Below are 19,754 nucleotides of genomic sequence, written 5' to 3' on the forward strand. Positions count from 1 at the left end.
CCCGATGGCCGACCCCGAGTGCACACCCCAGTGCCAAATGGGGGACAGTGGACGTAGTCAGGGCACCTCGAAGAAGAGGCAGAACCGTCGGTGAGGGAATGACGTGAGCGACAACTCTGTAGTACTGCGGTACGGGGACAGCGAGTACAGCTACCCCGTTGTGGACAGCACCGTCGGCGACAAGGGCTTCGACATCGGCAAGCTGCGTGCCGACACCGGCCTGGTCACCCTGGACAGCGGATACGGCAACACCGCGGCCTACAAGTCCGCGATCACCTTCCTCGACGGTGAGGAGGGCATCCTCCGCTACCGCGGCTACCCGATCGAGCAGATCGCCGAGCGCGGCAGCTTCCTGGAGACCGCGTACCTGCTCATCAACGGCGAGCTGCCGACCGTCGACGAGCTGTCGGAGTTCCAGGGCCAGATCACCCAGCACACCCTGCTGCACGAGGACGTCAAACGGTTCTACGACGGCTTCCCGCGTGACGCGCACCCGATGGCGATGCTCTCCTCCGTGGTGAGCGCGTTGTCGACGTTCTACCAGGACAGCCACAACCCGTTCGACCCCAAGCAGCGCGACCTGTCCACCATCCGGCTGATCGCCAAGCTGCCGACGATCGCCGCCTACGCGTACAAGAAGTCCGTCGGCCAGCCGGTGGTCTACCCGCGCAACGACCTCGGCTACGTGGAGAACTTCCTGCGGATGACCTTCTCGGTCCCCGCGGAGGAGTACCAGCTCGACCCCGTCGTGGTCAGCGCGCTGGACAAGTTGCTCATCCTGCACGCCGACCACGAGCAGAACTGCTCGACCTCCACGGTCCGGCTCGTCGGCTCCTCGCAGGCCAACCTGTTCGCCTCGATCTCGGCGGGCATCAGCGCCCTGTGGGGGCCGCTGCACGGTGGCGCGAACCAGTCGGTGCTGGAGATGCTGCAGCGCATCCAGGCCGAGGGCGGCGACGTCGACTCCTTCATCCGCCGGGTGAAGAACAAGGAGGACGGCGTCAAGCTCATGGGCTTCGGGCACCGCGTCTACAAGAACTTCGACCCCCGGGCGAAGATCATCAAGGCCGCGGCGCACGACGTCCTCTCGGCGCTCGGCAAGTCCGACGAACTGCTCGACATCGCGCTGAAGCTCGAGGAGCACGCGCTCAGCGACGACTACTTCGTCTCGCGCAAGCTCTACCCGAACGTCGACTTCTACACCGGCCTGATCTACCGGGCAATGGGCTTCCCGACCAGCATGTTCACCGTGCTGTTCGCGCTGGGCCGGCTGCCCGGCTGGATCGCCCAGTGGCACGAGATGATCAAGGAGCCGGGCGGCCGCATCGGCCGGCCGCGGCAGATCTACACCGGCGTGGTCACCCGCGACTACGTTCCGGTCGAGGCCCGCTGACCGCTCGCATCGGAACGGCACCTGCCACACCGGCAGGGGCCGGCAGCCCCGGCAGTCACCGGCACAGAGAAGCGCCCCGCGACGAATCCCCCCACGGGTCCGGCACGGGGCGCTCCCGTTTCCCGGAACAGATCCCCCCACGGGTCTGCACCGGGCGTCCTTGGCGGCTGCGCCGGGCCGGGACGGCAGGCCGGGAGGGCCGCTCAAGCTCCCCGGCGTCGCCCCGGCGACGCAACTCGGTCCATCCCCCTAGACGGACCGTACCTCAACCCCCTGCACCGGCTCCGCCGGGGGCCGGTGTTCAAGACATAAGACACGTGAAACACCGCAATGGTTACGTTCCAAGCTATGTGATCTGTGTCTCTCGGGGGAAGGTGTTTTCGCAGGCTACCCCGCTCGCGGCCGGGGGACGGCGATCCCGTAGCGTGCTGTCTCTCCTGGAGGGGCGGAGCACATGGCAGAGAACGGGACAGCGGTCCGGAACATCGTGGTGACCGGCGGCGGCACGGGTATCGGCCTGGCCATCTCGACCCGGTTCGCGGAGGACGGCGACCATGTGACCATCGTCGGGCGGCGCCGCGAGGTGCTGCACGCGGCGGCCGGCGAGCTGGCCGAGAAGCGCGGTCTGGACGTCACCCCCGTGGTGTGCGACCTGGCCGACCCCGACGACGTCGAGGGAGCGCTCCCGCAGATGCCCGACCGGGTCGACGTCCTGGTCAACAGCGCGGGCAGCCGGGAGCTGGCCGTGGGCGCCGGGCCGCACGGCCTGCTGGCCCGCTGGCGGGGCGATTTCGAGCGCAACGTCCTCACCGCAGTGCTGCTCACCGAATCGCTGCGGGACCGCTTCCGCGACGGCAGCCGCGTCGTCACCGTGACCTCGGTCGCCGCCCTGCGCGGCGGCGGCTCCTACGGGGCCTCCAAGGCCGCCCTGCACGCCTGGAACCACTCCCTGGCGGCGCAGCTCGGCCCCCAGGGCGTCACCTGCAACATCGTGGCGCCGGGCACAGTGGCCGGAACGGAGTTCTTCGGCTCGCGGCTCAACGACGCCGAGCTGACCCGGCGGGCCGGACGGACGCTGGTGGGCCGGGTGGGCCGGCCGGCCGACGTGGCCGCCGCCGTGCTCTTCCTCGCCTCCCCGGAGGCCGGTTTCATCACCGGCGAGATCCTCCAGTGCAATGGAGGCGAACTGCTCGGCCGCTGACACCTGTCGGTGGGAACGTCGGCTTCCTACTCCCACAGGAGTAGGAAGCCTGCAACTCAAGGATGAAATCCTTGCCGATCCCTGGAGGAGATCGGCTGAGTGTCGAAACCTGCTTGCCGACCCGCGTTCATCGCTGTCAGCGTTGATTGCAGGGGAGTGGGTGGGAAGAGGGGCGGTGGAATGGACGTTGCACTGAATGTGTCGTCACTGGACTTCACCTCCGGACTCGCCGAGTACCTGCGGGGTGGGCACGTCATCTGGGCCTACGCGCTGCTGGCAGCGACGACGGCCCCACCACTGGTGCCCAACGCCGTGCTGCTCGTGACCGGCGGCGTCATGGCTGCCCAGGGTCACCTGAACCTCGCCCTGGTCCTCCTTGTGGTCGCCGGCAGCGCTGTCGTGGGCGACATGGTGGTGCACCGCACGGGCGGCGCTCTGAGCACCAGGGTGCTGGGCCGCATGCGCCGCCGGCCGCGCCAGGCGGCGCTGCTGCACTGGGCGGCCCTGCGCATCCAGCGCCACGGCGTGCCCTTCGTCATAGGGGTGCGGTTCCTGCCCAGCGGCCGGGTGATCGGCGGCCTGGCGGCGGGCGTCGTGCGCTACCCGGCCAGGCGCTACGTCGTCGGGGCGGGGATCGCGGAGGCGGTCTGGGCGTCGTACTCGGTGGGCGCCGGCTATCTGAGCGGTCGCGCCGCCTCGAACTCCTTCTACGCGCTGTCCCTCGGCCTCGGCATCTCCCTGGTCGTGGCCGGAATCGGCACGCTGGCGCAGTGGATATCCCGCAGCCGTGACCGGCGGCACGGCGAGGCGGCGCATCCCTCGCCCGTGGTCGCGGCCTCACTCGCGGGCGGCGGCTCCGCGATCACGCCCGGCGGGCCCGGCCCCCTGGGCGGACCGATGAGTGCTGATCCCTTGAGCAGCGGACCGCCGGTCGGCGCGCGGGCCGACGTGAAGGAGATCAAGAAGGAGATCCTGCCCTCGCAGCTCTCCTCACCCGACGAGGGCTCCAAGCACAGACCCTGTCCTCTGGGCGGCGGCCGCGGCGGTTAGGCCGCGGCCGCTTCGCTGCGCCGCCGGACAGGACGCCATGGGCGTCCCCGGCGGCGTTTCGCGTCCCCGGTCAGTCCGGCGCAATCCGTCCACGGTTTCCCGGCCGCCGGGCGCTCCACGCGCGGATGGTGTCCGCGTACCACAGAGGGCGGCCGCCCTGGACGACGTCCGGGTCGGGCAGGTGTCCGTGTTTCCGGTAGGAGCGCACGGTGTCGACCTGCACGCGGATATGGGCGGCGATGTCGGCGTACGACCACAGAGTCCGGTCACTCATGATGCACCTCCATATGACGGGGATGTCGCTCAGCACCTTCGTCCGGCGACCCCGCCCGGTGCGACCACCGCATGGGCTTGTCGATCTTCTGTGACACGGAACCCGCGTAACGGTGACAAACGGGGACGGTTCGCAGGACATGTGTACGAGCGGCAGTCGCCGCCAAGGACGCGGGGGCCGCCCGCCGCCATTGCGGCGGACCTGCCCGGACGCCATGGTGCTCAGCCGGTGGCCGCCTCCTTGGTGCCGGACGGCTGGGCGCCTTGGCCGCGTTCCTGGGCGTCGGCCTCTGTGCCCGTCCCGGCGGTGGGCTCCTGTGCTTCGGCGACGACGCGGAGCAGGTGCGCGGCGGTGGCCTCCATGGCGGCGCGCGCCTGGCGCAGGTAGCGGCGGGGGTCCACCACGGCGGCATCCGCGGCGAGGTGCTCGCGGACCGCGGTGGTGAAGGCGATGTTCAGCGCCGTGCCGATGTTGATCTTCGCCATGCCGGCGGCGACTGCTTGACGCAGTTCGGTGTCGGGCACGCCGGAGGAGCCGTGCAGCACCAGGGGTACGCCGACGGCGGCGCTCAGGCGGGCGATGAGCGCGTGGTCGAGGCGGGCGGTGCGCTCGGTCATGGCGTGCGAGCTGCCCACAGCGACGGCGAGGGAGTCCACGCCGGTGGCTTCGACGAAGGCGGCGGCCTCGGCCGGATCGGTGCGCACCCCCGGCGCATGGGCGCCGTCCTTGCCGCCGACCTCGCCGAGTTCCGCCTCCACCCACACGCCCCGGCTGTGCGCCCACGCCGTCACCTGGGCGGTGGCCCGCACGTTCTCCTCGTACGGCAGGGCGGAGGCGTCGAACATCACGGACGTCACCCCCGCGGCGACCCCCGTCCGCAGCAGGGCCTCGTCCGCCACGTGGTCCAAGTGGAGCGCGACGGGGACGTCGGAGGCGGCCGCGACGGCCGCGGTGCCCGCCAGTACGCCGTCCAGGCGCCCCTCGTGGAAGCGGACGGCGTTCTCGCTGATCTGCAGGATGACCGGCAGGCCCGTGCGCTCGGCGGCGGCGGTGACGGCTTCGGCGTGTTCGAGGGTGATGACGTTGAAGGCGGCCACCGCCCGGCCGGTCGCATGGGCGGCGCGGACGAGCGAGGCGGCGGTGGTGGCGGTCATACCGGCTTCCTGGGATCGGGTCGCGCTTACCTGCTGCCGTGCGGTGCTGCGGGCTCGGAGGTGCGGCCGGCCGGACGGGTGGTCGGGGCGGGCCTCAGGGGAGGATCACGGAGCGGGTCAGGTTGCGCGGCTGGTCGGGGTTGTGACCCTTGGCCTCCGCGACGGCGACCGCGAGCCGCTGGGCGCGGACCAGGTCGGCCAGCGGGTCGGTGGCCGGGCGGTGCTCCAAGTGGCCGCCCACAGCGGCGATGTCGGTGCCGAGGCCCGCCGGCAGGGTGCCGAAGGCCCAGGTGACGCGGCCCGGGCCGGTGATGCTGATCGGGCCGTGGCGGTACTCCATCGCCGGGTACGCCTCCGTCCACGCACCGGCGGCCTCGCGCATCTTCAGCGCGGCCTCCTGGGCCAGACCGTAGGTCCAGCCGGTGCCGAGGAAGGTGATCTCCTCCGCGGCCAGCGCCTGCGCGGGCAGTTCGTCGGTGACGGCGGTGCGGGCGTCCGCGACCGCGGCGGTGAGGTCCTCGCCGAGGTGCGCGCGGAGCAGGGCCAGGGCGGTGGTGGCGAAGCGGGTCTGCACCACGGACCGCTCGTCGGCGAAGTCGAGGACCACGATGTCGTCGGCCGTCTCCATCACCGGCGTGTCGGGGTCGGCGGTGATGGCGGTGACGGGGGTGATGCCGCGCAACCGCTCGCACAGGGCGAGGACTTCGGTCGTCGTACCCGACCTGGTGATCGCGACGAGCCGGTCGTAGCCGCGGGTGGCGGGGAACTCCGAGGCGGCGAACGCGTCCGTCTCGCCGTGCCCCGAGCTCTCGCGCAGGGCGGCGAAGGACTGCGCCATGAACCACGAGGTGCCGCAGCCCACCACCGCGACCCGTTCGCCGCGGACCGGGAGCTTCACGGACTGCTCCGGGGCCAAGGCGGCCGCGCGCTCCCAGCATTCGGGTTGTGTCGCGATCTCGGCGGTGGTCTGGGACGGCGCGGGCATGCGGGCTCCTCACGAGATGCGGGTGGGCGGCACGCGACCTTGCGTCGTGCGCTGACGCACAGTGTAGGTGATTGATTCTGCGCGAAAGGAGCACGGAATGAGCAGAAGCGTGCAGTGAGGGCGGGGTGCCGCGTCGCGTGTGAGGAAGGGCGAGGGCGTCGCGCAGCGGCTTCGCGCGGGAGGCGGCGGTTCAGGGGGCGGTTCGGTGTCGGCTGCCCGCGCCTGCGGCCGCTTCGGCAGGCCGCCCTTGGGGGTGCGTCACCGCGGCGGCGGGCCGCAGAGGTCGCCGGGCGCGGGCAGTCCGGTGGGGTTCAGTTCCCGGCGAGCTCGTCGGTGGCGAGCCGGCCGGCCTTGGCGCTGCGCTGGAGGAAGTCGGCGATCATCAGCAGCTCGGCGTCCTCGTAGTCCGCGCACACGGTGTCCATGGCGTGGTTGAGACCGGAGAAGAGGAAGGCTATCTCCTCCTCCTTCTCCTTGATCACCTGGACGAGTATGGCCCTACGGTCGCTCGGGTTGGGGGTGCGGACCACCCAGCCGCCGCGTTCCAGCCGGTCCAGGACCCCGGTGAGGGTGGCGGGGTGCAGGCCCGCACGACGGGCGAGGGCAGTCGGCCCCAGCGGTCCGTAGCGGCTGATGAGGTCCAGGCACTCCAGATCGGCGTCCCTGAGGTCGAGATGGGAGCCCACCTGGTGGTTCAGCAGCGTCATCTGCATGCTGAGGTCCCGCAGTTCCTCTTTGATGCGGTTGGTCAGCCGTCTGCGTCGCCGCGCCGTCGAGGCTGTCCTGGACAGGGTGGAATCCATACGCAACGATCCCTCGCATCGCTCGCAGTCGCGCCGGGATGGCCCAAGAGCGCCTCCGCGACAGCCCGGCAGCGATCGCGATCCGGTGGGTGCTCGAAGCCCGCCAGGGCGCTCAGGCGCACACTTTCTCACACCGCCCACGAGCGCTCGTAGCCCTTTCGGGCAAATAATCCCCGCCCGCCGACCTGCGAGGAGATGGGCGGGGGCAGGGGTGCGCGGGGGAGTCGTGTGGCGCCGGTGCGGCCGTGGAAAGGAGGGCGGGGCCGGCCGGTCGGGACCGGCCCCGTGGGGATCAGCCTGCCGCGATGCCCTCGCCGCCGACGGCCCCAGGCACGGTCACCGAGCCGATCGCGGTCAGCGACCCGTCGCCCTCCACGCGGAACTCGTCGACGATCCCGGCCGCGCCCGTCTGGGCGTAGAGGAAGTGCCCGTCGGGGGAGGCAGCGGCGTCGACGGTGCCGGCGTCGGTGCTCGTCGTGCCGAGCGGGGTCAGGGCGCCACCGGCGGTGGCGTAGCCGGAGAGGGTGCCGCTGCCGGCGTTCGAGGCGTACAGGTGGCTGCCAGCGGCCGTGATCCAGCAGGTGGCCTGCTGGCCGGTGGGGAGTTCGCCGGTGTTGGTGAGTTTGCCGTCGCGGCCGAGCGTGAAGGTGGCCACGGCGTTGGGACCCGCCTCGGTGACCTGCAGGCGTCCGGCCCGGTCGAAGACGAAACCGAAGGGCACCGCGCCCGGAAGGGGGGTGAACACGGTCGGGCCGCCGGGCCCACCCGTGCTGTCCAGGGGGGTGACGCCGATGGCGCCGCCCTTGGCGGCCTTGGAGGTGACCACGAGTGCGGTGCCGTCCGGGGTGAAGGAGATCTGGCCCGGCGTGTGGGTGAACTGGGGTGTGGCCGTGGGGTCGATGCCGGGCGAGCGGTTCCACTCGGGCACGGTGACGAGGCGGTCGCCGACGCGCACGAATCCCTGGACCGAGGCGCCGTCCAGGGCGTTGAGGACGTACACGAGGTTGCCGTGGAAGGTGATGCTCACGGGGAAGGAGCCGCCGGAGCCCAGTATCTGGAGTCGCTGGAGGCGGTCGCCGTGGACGGCGAAGACGGTCACGGTGTCGCTGCCCGCGTTGACGGCGTACAGCAGGCCCTGCCGGCTGTCGTACGCCAGCGAGCCCTGGGAGGCGAGGTGGTCCACGACGGAGCCGTCCAGGACGCCGCCCTTGCCGCCGGTGGGGTAGATCCCGTCGCGGGTGAGGGTGCCGTCGGCGGCCCGGTGGTAGGCGACGACCGCGTTTCCGTCGGGGTTGTCGGTCTGCACGAACACCGGGCCGGTGCTCGTACTGTCCGAAAAGGCCCGGTCGCCCTGGTGCTGGGCCCGGCCCTGCGCGGTGTCGCCGGGCTGGGCGGCGTGTGCGGCGGGGGCGGCGGCGAAGAGAGCGGCGCAGGCGAGGGCGGCGGCCCCGAAGCCGGCGGTGCGGCCGAGGGCGCGGCTGCGGGTACGGCGGATGGCGGACATGGGCGGTGACTCCTCCTGCGTGGGACGGGGAACCGGTCCGCAGGGCACACCGCATCAGCCGTCAACTCCCCTGCAAATCAAGGGAGTTGATGGACATGCGTGCTCTGTGACCGGTCCTCACGCTAACGCGCCGAATGAGGAGCCAAAGGGATGGATACGGCAAATCGTCATCCCTGTCCGGGGTCCGTAAGAAATGCCGCCAGGGTCGCTCTGGGGCGCTGCCGGGGTCAGGCGGCGCGGCGGCGCCGGGCGGCGGCGCTCGAGGTGTCGTCGGCCTCCTCGCCGGTGACCTCGGCGCGGATCGCCGAGCACGAGCGGCTGATCAGCCGCGACACGTGCATCTGTGAGATGCCGAGCCGCTCGGCGATCATGCTCTGCGTCATGCCGCCGAAGAAGCGCAGGTAGAGGATCTCCCTTTCGCGCTCGGGAAGCCGGCACAGCTGCGGCTTGACGGCCTCGCGGTCCAGGACGACGTCCAACGCCGGGTCGGGCGCCCCCAGGGTGTCGGCGAGCGACATCGGTCCTGTGGAGTCCGAGGGGCCCGAGCACTGGGCGTCCAGGGAGAGGGAGCTGAAGCTGTCGAGGGCTTCGAGGCCGTCGGCGGCCTCCTGCTCGGTGATGCCGGCGTGCTCCGCGATCTCGGCCGCGGTCGGGGTGCGGCCCGGGGCGCTCTGCGCCAGCTCCTGGTGGGCCGTCCTGACCCGGGCGCGCAGCACCTGCACCCGGCGCGGGACGTGCACGGACCACATGCAGTCCCGGAAGTGCCGCTTGATCTCGCCGTCTATGGTCGGCACGGCGTAGCTCTCGAAGGCAGTGCCGCGGGCCGGATCGTAGCGGCTCACCGCCTTGACCAGGCCGAGCGCCGCCACCTGTCGCAGGTCGTCCAGCGACTCGCCGCGGTTGCGGTACCGCCCGGCCAGGCGGTGCGCCATCGGCAGCCAGTCGGTGGCTATCTGCTGCCGCAACCGCTCCTTGGAGGCGCCTTCCGGCAGCCCCGCGAGGCGGCGGAAGGCCTCGGCGGTGTCGGGTGCGTCGTCATGGGGGTGCTTGTTGCGGGCCGGAGAGGAAGAGTGCATGCGTCACCAGCTCCTCGCATACGGGCGGTCATCGCCGTAAGGGGCCGAGAGTGGTGTGCCCGGTCGCCCTGCCGTCAAACCATCACAAAACCGGCAAATACCCTAAACATCCCTGGCTGCGTATTTGCCGAATATTGGGGGTGCGGGGCGCGCGTCGGCTGCGGCCTCGATCCGGGCCTGCGGGCAGGGTGGTTACGGTGCAGGCGATTTTCGGTCATGGGTCGGCCTCGGCGTCCGGCGGGCGGGGCGGTCCGCAGCCCTGCAGAGTGGGCTCGTGCCTCGTGTGCGGCGGGCCCGATGGGGCGCGTGGGAAGGAAGGGAGCCGTTCCGCCCCGAAAGTAGCCGCCCGTGAAGTAGTGTTGACGGAAGGTAGTGGACGAATGGCGAAAAGATCATTCGCCGGTATGTCCGGGCCCCGGCGGTGGGCGTGATTGCGACCGGACGAGGCGAGAGGGGGAGGCGATGCGGGAGGACGGGGAAACGCCGTCCCCGTGCGTGGCGCCCCCGGCAGGACTCGAACCTGCGGCCAAGTGCTTAGAAGGCACCTGCTCTATCCGCTGAGCTACGGGGGCCGGACAGTGGCCGCGGCTGTCTCGCCCTGAGTGGTTCCATGGCCTCGTACCGGGGTCAAGGATAGGGCGCCACGTGCCTGCCGCCGGGTGCTTCACCCGCGTGACATGTTGTGGAGGTTCGGTGAAGCGGTCCGATAATCCCAGGCTGTCGCGGTTGGTGCACCGCTTTTGACGGGTCGAAATGCTGCCGTTGTGCAGTCGTTATGCCGGTGGCTCATTCTGTCCCCTGGTCCCCGTCAGCCCCATTGGAGGGGTGTCCGGACCGATAAGCGGGCCGAAGGGGTCAAATCGGCCTGAATGAGCTTCGAAATCGCTGCAATATGGGGCATTCTGCCATTGTGGTGATCTTGGACGTACGGCCCGAGCTGCTCGACGCGCTCTCCGCAGTGCGTGATCGTGTCGATGTCGCACGCTTCCCCTTCCCGCTCCCAGGGGCGGCGCGGGCCCGCCGTGCCCGCGAGGAGTTGCTGGCCCAGCTCGACGACTACCTCGTGCCCCGGCTCAGAGCCCCGGAGGCTCCGCTCCTCGCGGTGGTCGGAGGGTCCACAGGGGCGGGGAAGTCCACCCTCGTCAACTCCCTCGTCGGCCGCCGCGTCAGCGCCTCCGGAGTCCTGCGCCCGACCACCCGCGTCCCGGTGCTGGTGTGCCACCCCGAGGACCGCGCCTGGTTCGCCGATCCGCGTGTCCTGCCGGGACTGACCCGCACCTGGTCGGTGCGCCAGCGCTCCCGGTCCGACGAGGACGGTCCCGACCGCGGGGACTTCGACCGCCGGGGCGGCGAGTGCGCCGAATTGCGCCTGGAGGCCGACGACTCCCTGCCCCGCGGGCTCGCCCTCCTCGACGCCCCCGACATCGACTCCCTGATCGCGCGCAACCGCGACCTGGCCGCCGAGCTGATCTGCGCCGCCGACATCTGGATCCTGGTCACCACCGCCTCCCGCTACGCCGACGCCCTGCCCTGGCACCTGCTGCGCAGCGCCAAGGAGCACGACGTGACCCTGGCGACCGTGCTCGACAGGGTGCCCCACCAGGTCGCCGCCGATGTCGGCCGGCACTACGCCGCCCTGCTGGCCAAGGCCGGGCTGGGCGACGTGCCCCGCTTCACCGTCCCCGAACTCCCGGAGTCCGCAGCCGGCGCCGGTCTGCTCCCCCAGACCACCGTCGCCTCCCTGCGCGCCTGGCTCACCCACTGCGCGGAGGACCCCGCCGCACGGCAGCTCGCGGGCCGTCGCACCGCGGTCGGCACCCTCGACTCGCTGCGCGGCCGGCTGCCCGCCCTGGCCGCCGCCTCGGCGGCCCAGCATGCGGCGGCCCAGCGGCTGATCCGGGCCGTGGAGGACGCCTACGAGCAGGCCGCCGCCCGCACCAGCGACGCCATCGCCTCCGGCCGGCCGCTCGCCGGCGAGGCGCTGGCCCACTGGCGCGGCTACCCCGCCAGCGGTTCCCGGCCCCTGCAGCGCGCCCTCGCCGAGGAGTTGGCCGCACTGCTGCGCACCGAGACCGACGCCGCCGACGACCGGATCGCCGAGACCTGGCGGCGCGAACCGGCCGGCGAGGCCCTGCTGGAGGAGCCCGGCGCCCGCCCCGACCGCGACCGCGTGGCCGTGGCAGCCCGGATCGACAAAGGCGTCCGGCGCTGGCGGCGCGGGATGGCCGAACTCGCCCGCGCCGAAGCCCGTACCGCCCGCGCGGCCGACCGCCCGGCCGCGGATCCGGAGGACGTGGCCGCGCTGCTGGCCACCGTGGTGCTCGGCGGGCGCCCCGGACGCGCCGCCGGTGAACGGCTCGCCGAGACCCTCGGCGCCCAGGCCGCGGTCAGGCTGCGGGACGCCGCCCGCCAACTGCTCGACGACACCGTCCACGGACTGCTCTCCCGCGAGCGTGAGCGCCGCCTCGCCCCTGTCGACCGCCACGACGTCACCGCCGGGCAGCAGGCGGCCCTCATCGCGGCCCTGTCCACCCTGCAGAAGGAGAGGTGACCGAGATGGCCGCCGGTACTACGGCACTTGACGTGCAGACCCCTGCGACCGACCCCGCGGCCTGCGACGCCCTGACCGCGCGCGTCGAGGCACTGGGCGAACTGCTCGGGCTGTCAAGGACGCGGATCAGTCCCGACGACCTCGCCGAGAGCAGCGAGCTGCTCGCGCGGATCGGCGAGCGGCGCAGGCTCTCGCTCGACCACACCGTCGTCGCCCTCGCGGGCGCGACCGGCAGCGGAAAGTCCACCCTGTTCAACGCGCTGGCCGGACACGAGCTGTCGGCGACCGGGGTGCGCCGTCCCACCACCTCCCGGCCTGTCTCCTACGCGTGGCAGCCCGAGCAGGCCGCGGGACTGCTGGACCGGCTCGGTATCGCGCCCCAGGACCGCTACTGCCGGCCCGGCCCACGGGACGAGGCGGACGCCGTCCCGGAAGTGCCGGCGCAGGCCGGCGGCTCCGGAACCACCGGAGCAGCACACTCTTCAGTTGGCGGCGGCGCCGCGGCCGGCCCGGACCGCGACGGCGCCGAGGAACAGAGCCTCGACGGGCTTGTGCTGATCGACCTCCCCGACCACGACTCCGCGGCCGCTGGACACCGCGAGCAGGTGGACCGCCTGCTGCGGCTGGTCGACGTCGTCGTCTGGGTGCTGGACCCGGAGAAGTACGCCGACGCCGCCCTGCACGAGCGCTACCTGCAGCCGCTGGCCGGGCACGCGGACGTCACCGTCCTGGTGCTCAACCAGGTCGACCGGCTGCCGGGGGACACCGCGGACCTCGTCCTCGACGACCTGCGGCGGCTGCTCGACGAGGACGGGCTCGCGGTCGGGGAGCACGGCGAAGCCGGGGCGGCTGTGCTCCCCGCCTCCGCCCTCACCGGGCAGGGCGTGCAGGACCTGCGGGCCGTGCTGGCCCAGATCGCCGCCGAGCGGGCCGCGGCGGGACGGCGGCTGGCAGCGGACATGGACCGCGCGGCGAGCGGGCTGCACCCCCTGTACGTCGGCGAGGGCGGCGCCGGGCTCACCGATCCGGCGCGCGAGGAGTTCGTCGACCGGCTCGCGGACGCTGTGGGGGCGGCCGGAGCAGGCCAGTCGGCAGAACGGGAGTGGGCGGCCGCCGCGTGGGACACCTGCCGTACCCCGTGGAGTCGACTGATCACTGAACGGACCGGTTCGATCGCACGTTCCCATTCCGCGCCGAAAACGCCGAGATCACTCGTTCGGCGGATGAGGAACCGTCCCGGGCCCGCCGCGCGCACCGGCGTCCGCACGGCGACCCGGGCCGGCGCCCCGCCCGCGCCGCCGCTCACCGGGCTCGCCGGAGTCATCGGGCCCGTCCCGACGGCCTCCCGCCCCGTGGTGGACGAGGCCGTCCGCGGGGTCGCGGCCGACGCTGCCCGCGGGCTGCCCGCGCCGTGGGCGAGGGCCGTGCGCGAGGCGGCCCGTCGCGGCGGTGAGGAACTGCCGGCGGCGCTCGACGAGGCGGTGCTGCGGGCGCGGCCGAAATCCCCGGACCGGCCCGGCTGGTGGTCGGCGGCCGCTGCCGTGCAGTGGCTGCTGATGGCGCTGGCGCTGGCCGGGGCGGTGTGCCTGGCCGCGGTCGGCGCGGGTTCGCTGCGCATGCCGTGGTGGCCGCCGCTGGTCATGGCCGCTGTCGGCGGGGCGGGAGGCCCACTGGTCTCGGGGACGTGCCGGATCATCGCGCGGGGGCCGGCCAGGCGCTACGGCCAGGCCGCCGAGCGGAGGCTGCGGGACGCGGCGGCGGACTGCGGCCGGGCCGGGGTACTGGAACCGCTCGCCGCGGAGCTGATGCGGTACCGCGAGGTGCGCGAGCAGTACGCGGTCGTGGCCGGCTCGGCTCCCGTACCGGGCAGGGCCGCGGGTTCCGCGGGTTCCGCGGGTTCAGCCGGTTCCGCGTTGTCCGCGGCCGCAGGCCGCAGCGGTCACTCTGTCGGGTGACGAAGTTTTCCACAGCAAGCCGGTTGTCCACAGATTCAGGATTTTTCCGCTGAAGTAGTCGAAATTCGCGCACGATGTTCTTGTCGCGTTCCGCACGGGAGCGCGAGAGGAGAGAGGAACGTGCGATGAACGAGACCTTGGTGACCGTGGTGGGAAACGTGGCGACGGAGCCCGAGACGGTGGTGATCGCCACCGGTGCGGCGGTCACGCGGTTCCGGCTGGCCACGACGACGCGCCGCTGGGATCCGGAGCGCGGTGAGTGGGTGGACGGATCCACCAGCTTCTACTCGGTGAGCGCGTGGCGGACCCTCGGGTCGAACGTCAAGGAATCCGTGGGTCTCGGAGAACCCCTGGTCGTCCAGGGGAAACTGAGAATCCGTCAGGACGAGAAGGACGGTCGGCGGTACCTCGTCGCCGAACTGGAGGCGGTGGCCATCGGCCACGATCTGGCCAGGGGGAGGTCCACTTTCCGGCGGAACGGCGCGTCGAGTGCCGCACCGCAGCCGGATACGAGGCCGCCGGCGCCGGCGTTGGCGGCCGCGGCGCCCTGAGTGTCCCGGTCTGCCGGAATACCGCCGTGTTTCACGAGTGAATAGCGTCGATGATTTATCGACAATCCCGGAAACACGCCTGCGGGCGGATAACGATTGAGATTCGAATTCCACTTGTGGCGTCTTCGATGGTGGCTGTCGCATGCACGGTTTCTAGGATCTCGTCGTTCATATGCACGGGGGCCAGGAACTGCAGGCGCGGCGCGCCCATCAATGTGACCAGGGGCCGCGTCCGGAGGGGAACTTCAATGTTCAACAGCTACAGGCGGAGCGCTGCCCGTCTTGCGGCGGCCGGTGTCGTCACCGGTCTGCTCGCGGCAGGCGCGCTCGCCGGAGCCGGGACGGCCTTCGCCGATCCTGCTCCCACCGATTCGTCGTCCGGTGGCGCGACCGCCGTCCTGGACGGGCTCGAGGCCGGCAAGTGGGCCAACGTCAGCGTCACCGACGACAAGGGCGCCCACGACCAGCCTGCCGGTCTGTTCACGATGACGATGCCCGACGGCGGCACCATCGAGACCTACTGCATCGACTTCAACCACCACACCGCGAACAAGGCCACCTACAAAGAGGTGGCCTGGGGCGACTCCACCCTGCGCGGCAACAAGGACGCAGGCAAGATCGCCTGGATCCTGAACAACTCGTACCCGAAGCTCGACGTGAACACCATCACGGGGAACCTGAAGGCCGCGAACATCGACCTCCCCGAGCCGCTCACCCCCCAGCAGGCCGCGGCCGGGACGCAGGTGGCGATCTGGCACCTGTCGGACCCGTCGGTGAAGGTGCAGGCGAAGGACCCCGACGCCAAGGCGCTCTCGGACTACCTGGACGGCAACGCCCAGACCCTGGACGAGCCGCAGCCGACGCTGACCGCGGAGCCGGCGGCGATCTCCGGCAAGTCGGGTGACCGGCTCGGCCCGCTGACGGTCCACACCACCGCGAAGTCGGTGGCCGTGTCCCTGGGCACGGGCGCTCCGGCCGGGGCGAAGATCGTCGACAAGTCCGGCAACGCGGTGACGACCGCGCAGGACGGCTCCGCGCTGTACTTCGACATACCGGCGGGCACGCCCGACGGCTCCACCACGGTGAACCTGTCGACCAGCAGCGAGATCGCGATCGGCCGGGCCTTCTCGGCCACGGACCAGTCCAGCCAGTCGCAGATCCTCGCCGGCTCGCAGAGCACCACGGTCAGCGTGGCCGCCGCGCTCTCCTGGGCGAAGAAGGGCCCGATACCGGCGCTGTCCGCGCAGGTCGACTGCGCCAAGAACGGCGTGGACGTGACCGCGGCCAACCAGGGTGACGAGGACTTCACCTTCCAGCTCGAGGGCAAGACCTACACCGTGGCGCCCGGCAAGTCGCAGACGATCACGGTGCCGGTCGCCGAGGACCAGTCGTACAAGATCGACATCGCGCTGCCGGACAAGTCGGTGAAGACCTTCAAGGGCGTGCTGGACTGCAAGACCTCCGCGCCCGCACCGAGCAGCTCGCCGACCGCCCCGGCCGGCAACCAGCCCAGCCCGGCCACCGGTGGCAGCGGCAACCTCGCCGAGACCGGTAGCAGCAACGCGACCCCGGTGATCGCGGGTATCGCGGCCGCCCTCGTGGTGGTCGGCGGCGGCGCGGTCTTCTTCTTCCGCCGCAAGAAGGGCTCGGCGGCCTCGTAAGAAGGCTGCTCCTTCGCAGGGGACACCCTGTCGTGGCCTCGCAGCGGGCGAGGCCACGGCAGGAGAGCTGGAAACCCGGTCACCGTGAGCCGAAGCGCTCGCGGTGACCGGGGGAGCAGGCGGGTGGCGAGTGGTGGTGGGGTCCGTACGGGGTGAGTACGGGATCGGCAGGGGTTCGTACCCGTATGGGTGCGGAGTCGGATGAGGTGAATCCGGGGGCCGTAGGCCGTAACGGTGCCGGCGCTTCGGCGGGCGCGGGGTCTACGGTGCCGCGGAGGGGTTCGCGAGGCGGCGGCGCGAGGTCCGTACGGTTGCCGCTGAGGGTCCGCAATGCGCTGGCGAGGGGCCCGTGCGGGGTCCATGCGGGTCTGTGCAGTTCCCATACAGGGTCCGTGCAGTGCGAGCGGGGTCCGTGCAGAGGTGCCCGCGCGGGGTCCGTGCGGGGCGCGTGCAGCGCCCGCGCACTGCCCATGCGGGGTCCGGGCGGGGGTGGCCGAGTCGGGGTGCGGGGCGGGCCGAGGGGGTGGGGCAGGGGTGGCACCCGTTCGCCCCGCGGGGTGGACGGCTGGCAAGATGGGGTGTATCTGCCTCACGCGGCGGAGCCGCACATTGGCCCTTCTCGAATGCCGGACGGTTTCTCTTGGCTGAGTACATCTACACGATGCGCAAGACGCGCAAGGCGCACGGCGACAAGGTCATCCTCGATGATGTGACGCTGAGCTTCCTGCCGGGCGCGAAAATCGGTGTGGTCGGGCCGAACGGTGCCGGTAAATCCACCGTGCTGAAGATCATGGCGGGGCTGGAGCAGCCGTCGAACGGCGACGCGTTCCTCTCGCCGGGCTACAGCGTGGGGATGCTGCTGCAGGAGCCGCCGCTGGACGAGTCCAAGACGGTGCTGGAGAACGTGCAGGACGGCGTCGCGGAGACCAAGGCGAAGCTCGACCGGTTCAACGAGATCGCCGAGCTGATGGCGACCGACTACTCCGACGCGCTGCTGGACGAGATGGGCCAGCTGCAGGAGCAGCTGGACCACGCGGACGCGTGGGACCTGGACGCCCAGCTGGAGCAGGCGATGGACGCGCTGGGCTGCCCCCCCGGGGACTGGCCGGTGACGAACCTGTCCGGTGGCGAGAAGCGCCGGGTGGCGCTGTGCAAGCTGCTGCTGGAGGCGCCCGACCTGCTGCTGCTGGACGAGCCGACCAACCACCTGGACGCGGAGTCCGTGCAGTGGCTGGAGCAGCACCTGGCGAAGTACCCGGGCACGGTGGTCGCGGTCACCCACGACCGGTACTTCCTGGACAACGTGGCGCAGTGGATCCTGGAGCTGGACCGCGGGCGGGCGCTGCCGTACGAGGGCAACTACTCGACGTACCTGGAGAACAAGGCGTCCCGGCTGAAGGTCGAGGGCCAGAAGGACGCCAAGCGGCAGAAGCGGCTGAAGGAAGAGCTGGAGTGGGTCCGCTCCAACGCCAAGGGGCGGCAGGCGAAGTCCAAGGCGCGTCTGGCCCGGTACGAGGAGATGGCCGCCGAGGCGGACAAGATGCGGAAGCTGGACTTCGAGGAGATCCAGATCCCGCCGGGCCCGCGGCTCGGGTCGGTCGTGGTGGAGGTCGACCACCTCAGCAAGGCGTTCGGCGAGAAGGTGCTGATCGACGACCTGTCGTTCACGCTGCCGCGCAACGGCATCGTGGGCGTGATCGGGCCGAACGGCGCGGGCAAGACGACGCTGTTCAAGATGCTGCAGGGGCTGGAGCAGGCGGACTCGGGCACCATCAAGGTCGGCGAGACGGTGAAGGTCTCCTACGTCGACCAGGGCCGGGCCAACATCGACCCGAAGAAGACGCTGTGGGAGGTCGTCTCGGACGGCCTGGACTACATCAACGTCGGGCAGGTGGAGATGCCGTCGCGGGCGTACGTGTCGGCGTTCGGTTTCAAGGGCCCGGACCAGCAGAAGCCGGCCGGGGTGCTCTCCGGCGGTGAGCGCAACCGGCTGAACCTGGCGCTGACCCTCAAGCAGGGCGGCAACCTGCTGCTGCTGGACGAGCCGACCAACGACTTGGACGTCGAGACGCTCTCCTCGCTGGAGAACGCGCTGCTGGAGTTCCCGGGTGCGGCCGTGGTCGTCTCGCACGACCGGTGGTTCCTGGACCGGGTGGCAACGCACATCCTGGCGTACGAGGGCGACTCGAAGTGGTTCTGGTTCGAGGGCAACTTCGAGTCGTACGAGAAGAACAAGGTGGAGCGGCTCGGCCCGGACGCCGCGCGGCCGCACCGCACCACCTACAAGAAGCTGACCCGCGGCTGATGGCGCGGCACGTCTTCCACTGCCCGCTGCGGTGGGCGGACATGGACGCATACGGGCACATCAACAATGTGGTCTTCCTGCGGTACCTGGAAGAGGCCCGGATCGACCTGATGTTCCGGCTGGCCTCGGACGCGGGGAGCGCCACGTTCGCCGGCGGGTCGGTGGTGGCCAAGCACGAGATCGACTACCTCCGGCCGCTGGTGCACCGCTACGAGCCGGTCGTCATCGAGACGTGGGTGACCGACATCACCGCGGCGTCGATGACACTGCGGTACGAGCTGAAGGACGAGACGCAGCTGTACGTGCGGGCGTCCTCGGTGCTGGTCCCGTACAACCTGGAGCAGCAGCGGCCGCGGCGGATCACGCCGGAGGAGAAGGCGTTCCTGGAGCAGTACCGGGACGACGGGGCGGTGGCCGTGTGAGCACGCGGCTGGGCTTCGAGCCGGGGCCCGACGGGTCGGCGGCCGTGGAGGCGGACCTCGCCGCCTTCCTCGGGCGGCTGGTGCGCTGGGACAAGGCCGCGGTCGTGCGGCTGCGGTCCGCCGAGGGGGAGGCGGCGCTCGGTGTGTTCGGGCAGCCCCCCTTCGGCGGGGTGCTGGCGGTGAAGAGCCTGCCGCTCGGCGCCGGCGGGGTGGCGGCGTCCGTGGACGCCACCGTGGCGGCCGGGCAGTTGCTGGAGGCGGTGCCGGAGGCGGTCGGCGGCGGGGAGTTCACCGTGCCGCCGTCCGTCACCGGGCCCGCCTGGGCCGGAGTGCTGCCGCCGCGCGGCGGATGGCGCCGGGTGGCCGAGTTGGAGGCCGCCGAGGTGCGCGAGGTGGCGGCGCGGGCGGTCGCGGAGTTCCGGGCGCGCACGGAGGCGCTGGTCCCCGAGCGGCGCGGCCGGGCCGAGTTGGACGCCCTCGCCGAGGAACTGTGGCAGCGGCCGCTGCCGGGCGGTGGCGCCGGGGTGACGCTGCGGGTGGTGCACGCGGCGCACGCGTTGGGCTTCCTGCCCGCGCGCCGCTCGGGCGAGGTCGCGGACGAGGCGGTCGCGGTGCTGACCTCGGGCCCGTGGGTACGGCTGCGGACGGGCTACGGTTCGGTGGCCATGCGCGGCACGTCGCCCGGCACGGGCCTGCTGGTCTCGCCGACGTAGACGTAGCGGGCTCGGCCGACGCCTCTGCCGCGAAGGCCGATGGCGCCTGCCCGGCGTGCGAGCCCGAGCCGTTGCCGCGTACGAGCCTCGCCGGCATGGGCAGCCCGGTGCCCGGAGCTTGAGCGGCGTCGGGCACTGGTCGGCGCTGGGTGGAGC

16 protein-coding genes and 1 tRNA gene are annotated in these 19,754 nt (G+C 71.8%); 10 read left to right on the forward strand and 7 right to left on the reverse strand.

What is annotated here, in order from left to right:
* Nucleotides 1-103: 103 nt before the first annotated feature.
* The 3 genes from BLR33_RS17180 (at nt 104) to BLR33_RS17190 (ending at nt 3,644) form a co-directional block, all read left to right on the forward strand.
* Nucleotides 104-1,393 (forward strand): citrate synthase, encoded by a 1,290-nt coding sequence (locus BLR33_RS17180; RefSeq protein WP_093785362.1) that lies wholly within the window; start codon nt 104-106, stop codon nt 1,391-1,393.
* Nucleotides 1,394-1,847: 454 nt separating this feature from the next.
* A complete protein-coding gene (locus BLR33_RS17185; protein WP_093785363.1) occupies nt 1,848-2,594 on the forward strand; it encodes an SDR family NAD(P)-dependent oxidoreductase in 747 nt (248 codons plus the stop codon).
* Nucleotides 2,595-2,774: 180 nt separating this feature from the next.
* Complete coding sequence (locus tag BLR33_RS17190; protein WP_093785364.1) at nt 2,775-3,644, forward strand: DedA family protein; 870 nt, start codon at nt 2,775-2,777, stop codon at nt 3,642-3,644.
* A gap of 70 nt (nt 3,645-3,714) precedes the next feature.
* Here BLR33_RS17190 and BLR33_RS17195 read toward each other — a convergent pair whose 3' ends face one another.
* The 7 genes from BLR33_RS17195 to BLR33_RS17225 all read right to left on the reverse strand — a co-directional run bounded on the left by BLR33_RS17195 (nt 3,715) and on the right by BLR33_RS17225 (nt 10,012).
* Nucleotides 3,715-3,918 carry a MarR family transcriptional regulator gene (locus BLR33_RS17195; RefSeq protein WP_093785558.1) on the reverse strand — a complete coding sequence of 68 codons (204 nt, stop codon included), beginning with the start codon at nt 3,916-3,918 and terminating at the stop codon, nt 3,715-3,717.
* 221 nt (nt 3,919-4,139) lie between these two features.
* Entirely contained in the window at nt 4,140-5,072 is a 933-nt protein-coding gene (locus BLR33_RS17200; protein WP_093785365.1) for a class II fructose-bisphosphate aldolase, read from the reverse strand.
* A 94-nt stretch (nt 5,073-5,166) separates the two neighbouring features.
* Nucleotides 5,167-6,057 carry an SIS domain-containing protein gene (locus tag BLR33_RS17205; RefSeq protein WP_093785366.1) on the reverse strand — a complete coding sequence of 297 codons (891 nt, stop codon included), beginning with the start codon at nt 6,055-6,057 and terminating at the stop codon, nt 5,167-5,169.
* A 311-nt stretch (nt 6,058-6,368) separates the two neighbouring features.
* Nucleotides 6,369-6,860: a MarR family transcriptional regulator gene (locus BLR33_RS17210; RefSeq protein ID WP_093785367.1), complete on the reverse strand. Its 492-nt coding sequence runs from the start codon at nt 6,858-6,860 to the stop codon at nt 6,369-6,371.
* 292 nt (nt 6,861-7,152) lie between these two features.
* Nucleotides 7,153-8,364 (reverse strand): lactonase family protein, encoded by a 1,212-nt coding sequence (locus BLR33_RS17215; protein WP_093785368.1) that lies wholly within the window; start codon nt 8,362-8,364, stop codon nt 7,153-7,155.
* A 227-nt stretch (nt 8,365-8,591) separates the two neighbouring features.
* Nucleotides 8,592-9,440, reverse strand: coding sequence for a SigB/SigF/SigG family RNA polymerase sigma factor (locus tag BLR33_RS17220; RefSeq protein ID WP_093785369.1), 849 nt, complete (start codon nt 9,438-9,440; stop codon nt 8,592-8,594).
* Between the two features lie 496 nt (nt 9,441-9,936).
* A tRNA-Arg gene (locus BLR33_RS17225) sits at nt 9,937-10,012 on the reverse strand.
* A gap of 338 nt (nt 10,013-10,350) precedes the next feature.
* On the opposite strand from BLR33_RS17225, the gene BLR33_RS17230 reads away from it, so the two are divergent.
* The 7 genes from BLR33_RS17230 to BLR33_RS17260 all read left to right on the forward strand — a co-directional run bounded on the left by BLR33_RS17230 (nt 10,351) and on the right by BLR33_RS17260 (nt 19,598).
* Nucleotides 10,351-11,991, forward strand: a complete 1,641-nt coding sequence (locus BLR33_RS17230; protein WP_093785370.1) for a dynamin family protein — start codon at nt 10,351-10,353, stop codon at nt 11,989-11,991.
* A 5-nt stretch (nt 11,992-11,996) separates the two neighbouring features.
* Nucleotides 11,997-13,946, forward strand: coding sequence for a GTPase (locus BLR33_RS17235; protein WP_093785559.1), 1,950 nt, complete (start codon nt 11,997-11,999; stop codon nt 13,944-13,946).
* Nucleotides 13,947-14,071: 125 nt separating this feature from the next.
* A complete protein-coding gene (locus BLR33_RS17240; RefSeq protein WP_093785371.1) occupies nt 14,072-14,497 on the forward strand; it encodes a single-stranded DNA-binding protein in 426 nt (141 codons plus the stop codon).
* Nucleotides 14,498-14,745: 248 nt separating this feature from the next.
* The gene (locus tag BLR33_RS17245) at nt 14,746-16,158 is read left to right on the forward strand and encodes a thioester domain-containing protein (RefSeq protein ID WP_093785372.1); all 1,413 of its coding nucleotides are present in this window, start codon (nt 14,746-14,748) and stop codon (nt 16,156-16,158) included.
* Nucleotides 16,159-16,798: 640 nt separating this feature from the next.
* Complete coding sequence (gene ettA, locus BLR33_RS17250; RefSeq protein ID WP_093785373.1) at nt 16,799-18,463, forward strand: energy-dependent translational throttle protein EttA; 1,665 nt, start codon at nt 16,799-16,801, stop codon at nt 18,461-18,463.
* Nucleotides 18,463-18,885, forward strand: coding sequence for an acyl-CoA thioesterase (locus tag BLR33_RS17255; RefSeq protein ID WP_093785374.1), 423 nt, complete (start codon nt 18,463-18,465; stop codon nt 18,883-18,885). The genes ettA and BLR33_RS17255 overlap by 1 nt, the downstream gene beginning before the upstream one ends.
* Nucleotides 18,882-19,598: a hypothetical protein gene (locus BLR33_RS17260; protein ID WP_245771470.1), complete on the forward strand. Its 717-nt coding sequence runs from the start codon at nt 18,882-18,884 to the stop codon at nt 19,596-19,598. Before BLR33_RS17255 ends, BLR33_RS17260 begins: the two co-directional genes overlap by 4 nt.
* Nucleotides 19,599-19,754: the final 156 nt, after the last annotated feature.

This window comes from Actinacidiphila guanduensis, assembly GCF_900103985.1.
GTDB lineage: Bacteria > Actinomycetota > Actinomycetes > Streptomycetales > Streptomycetaceae > Actinacidiphila > Actinacidiphila guanduensis.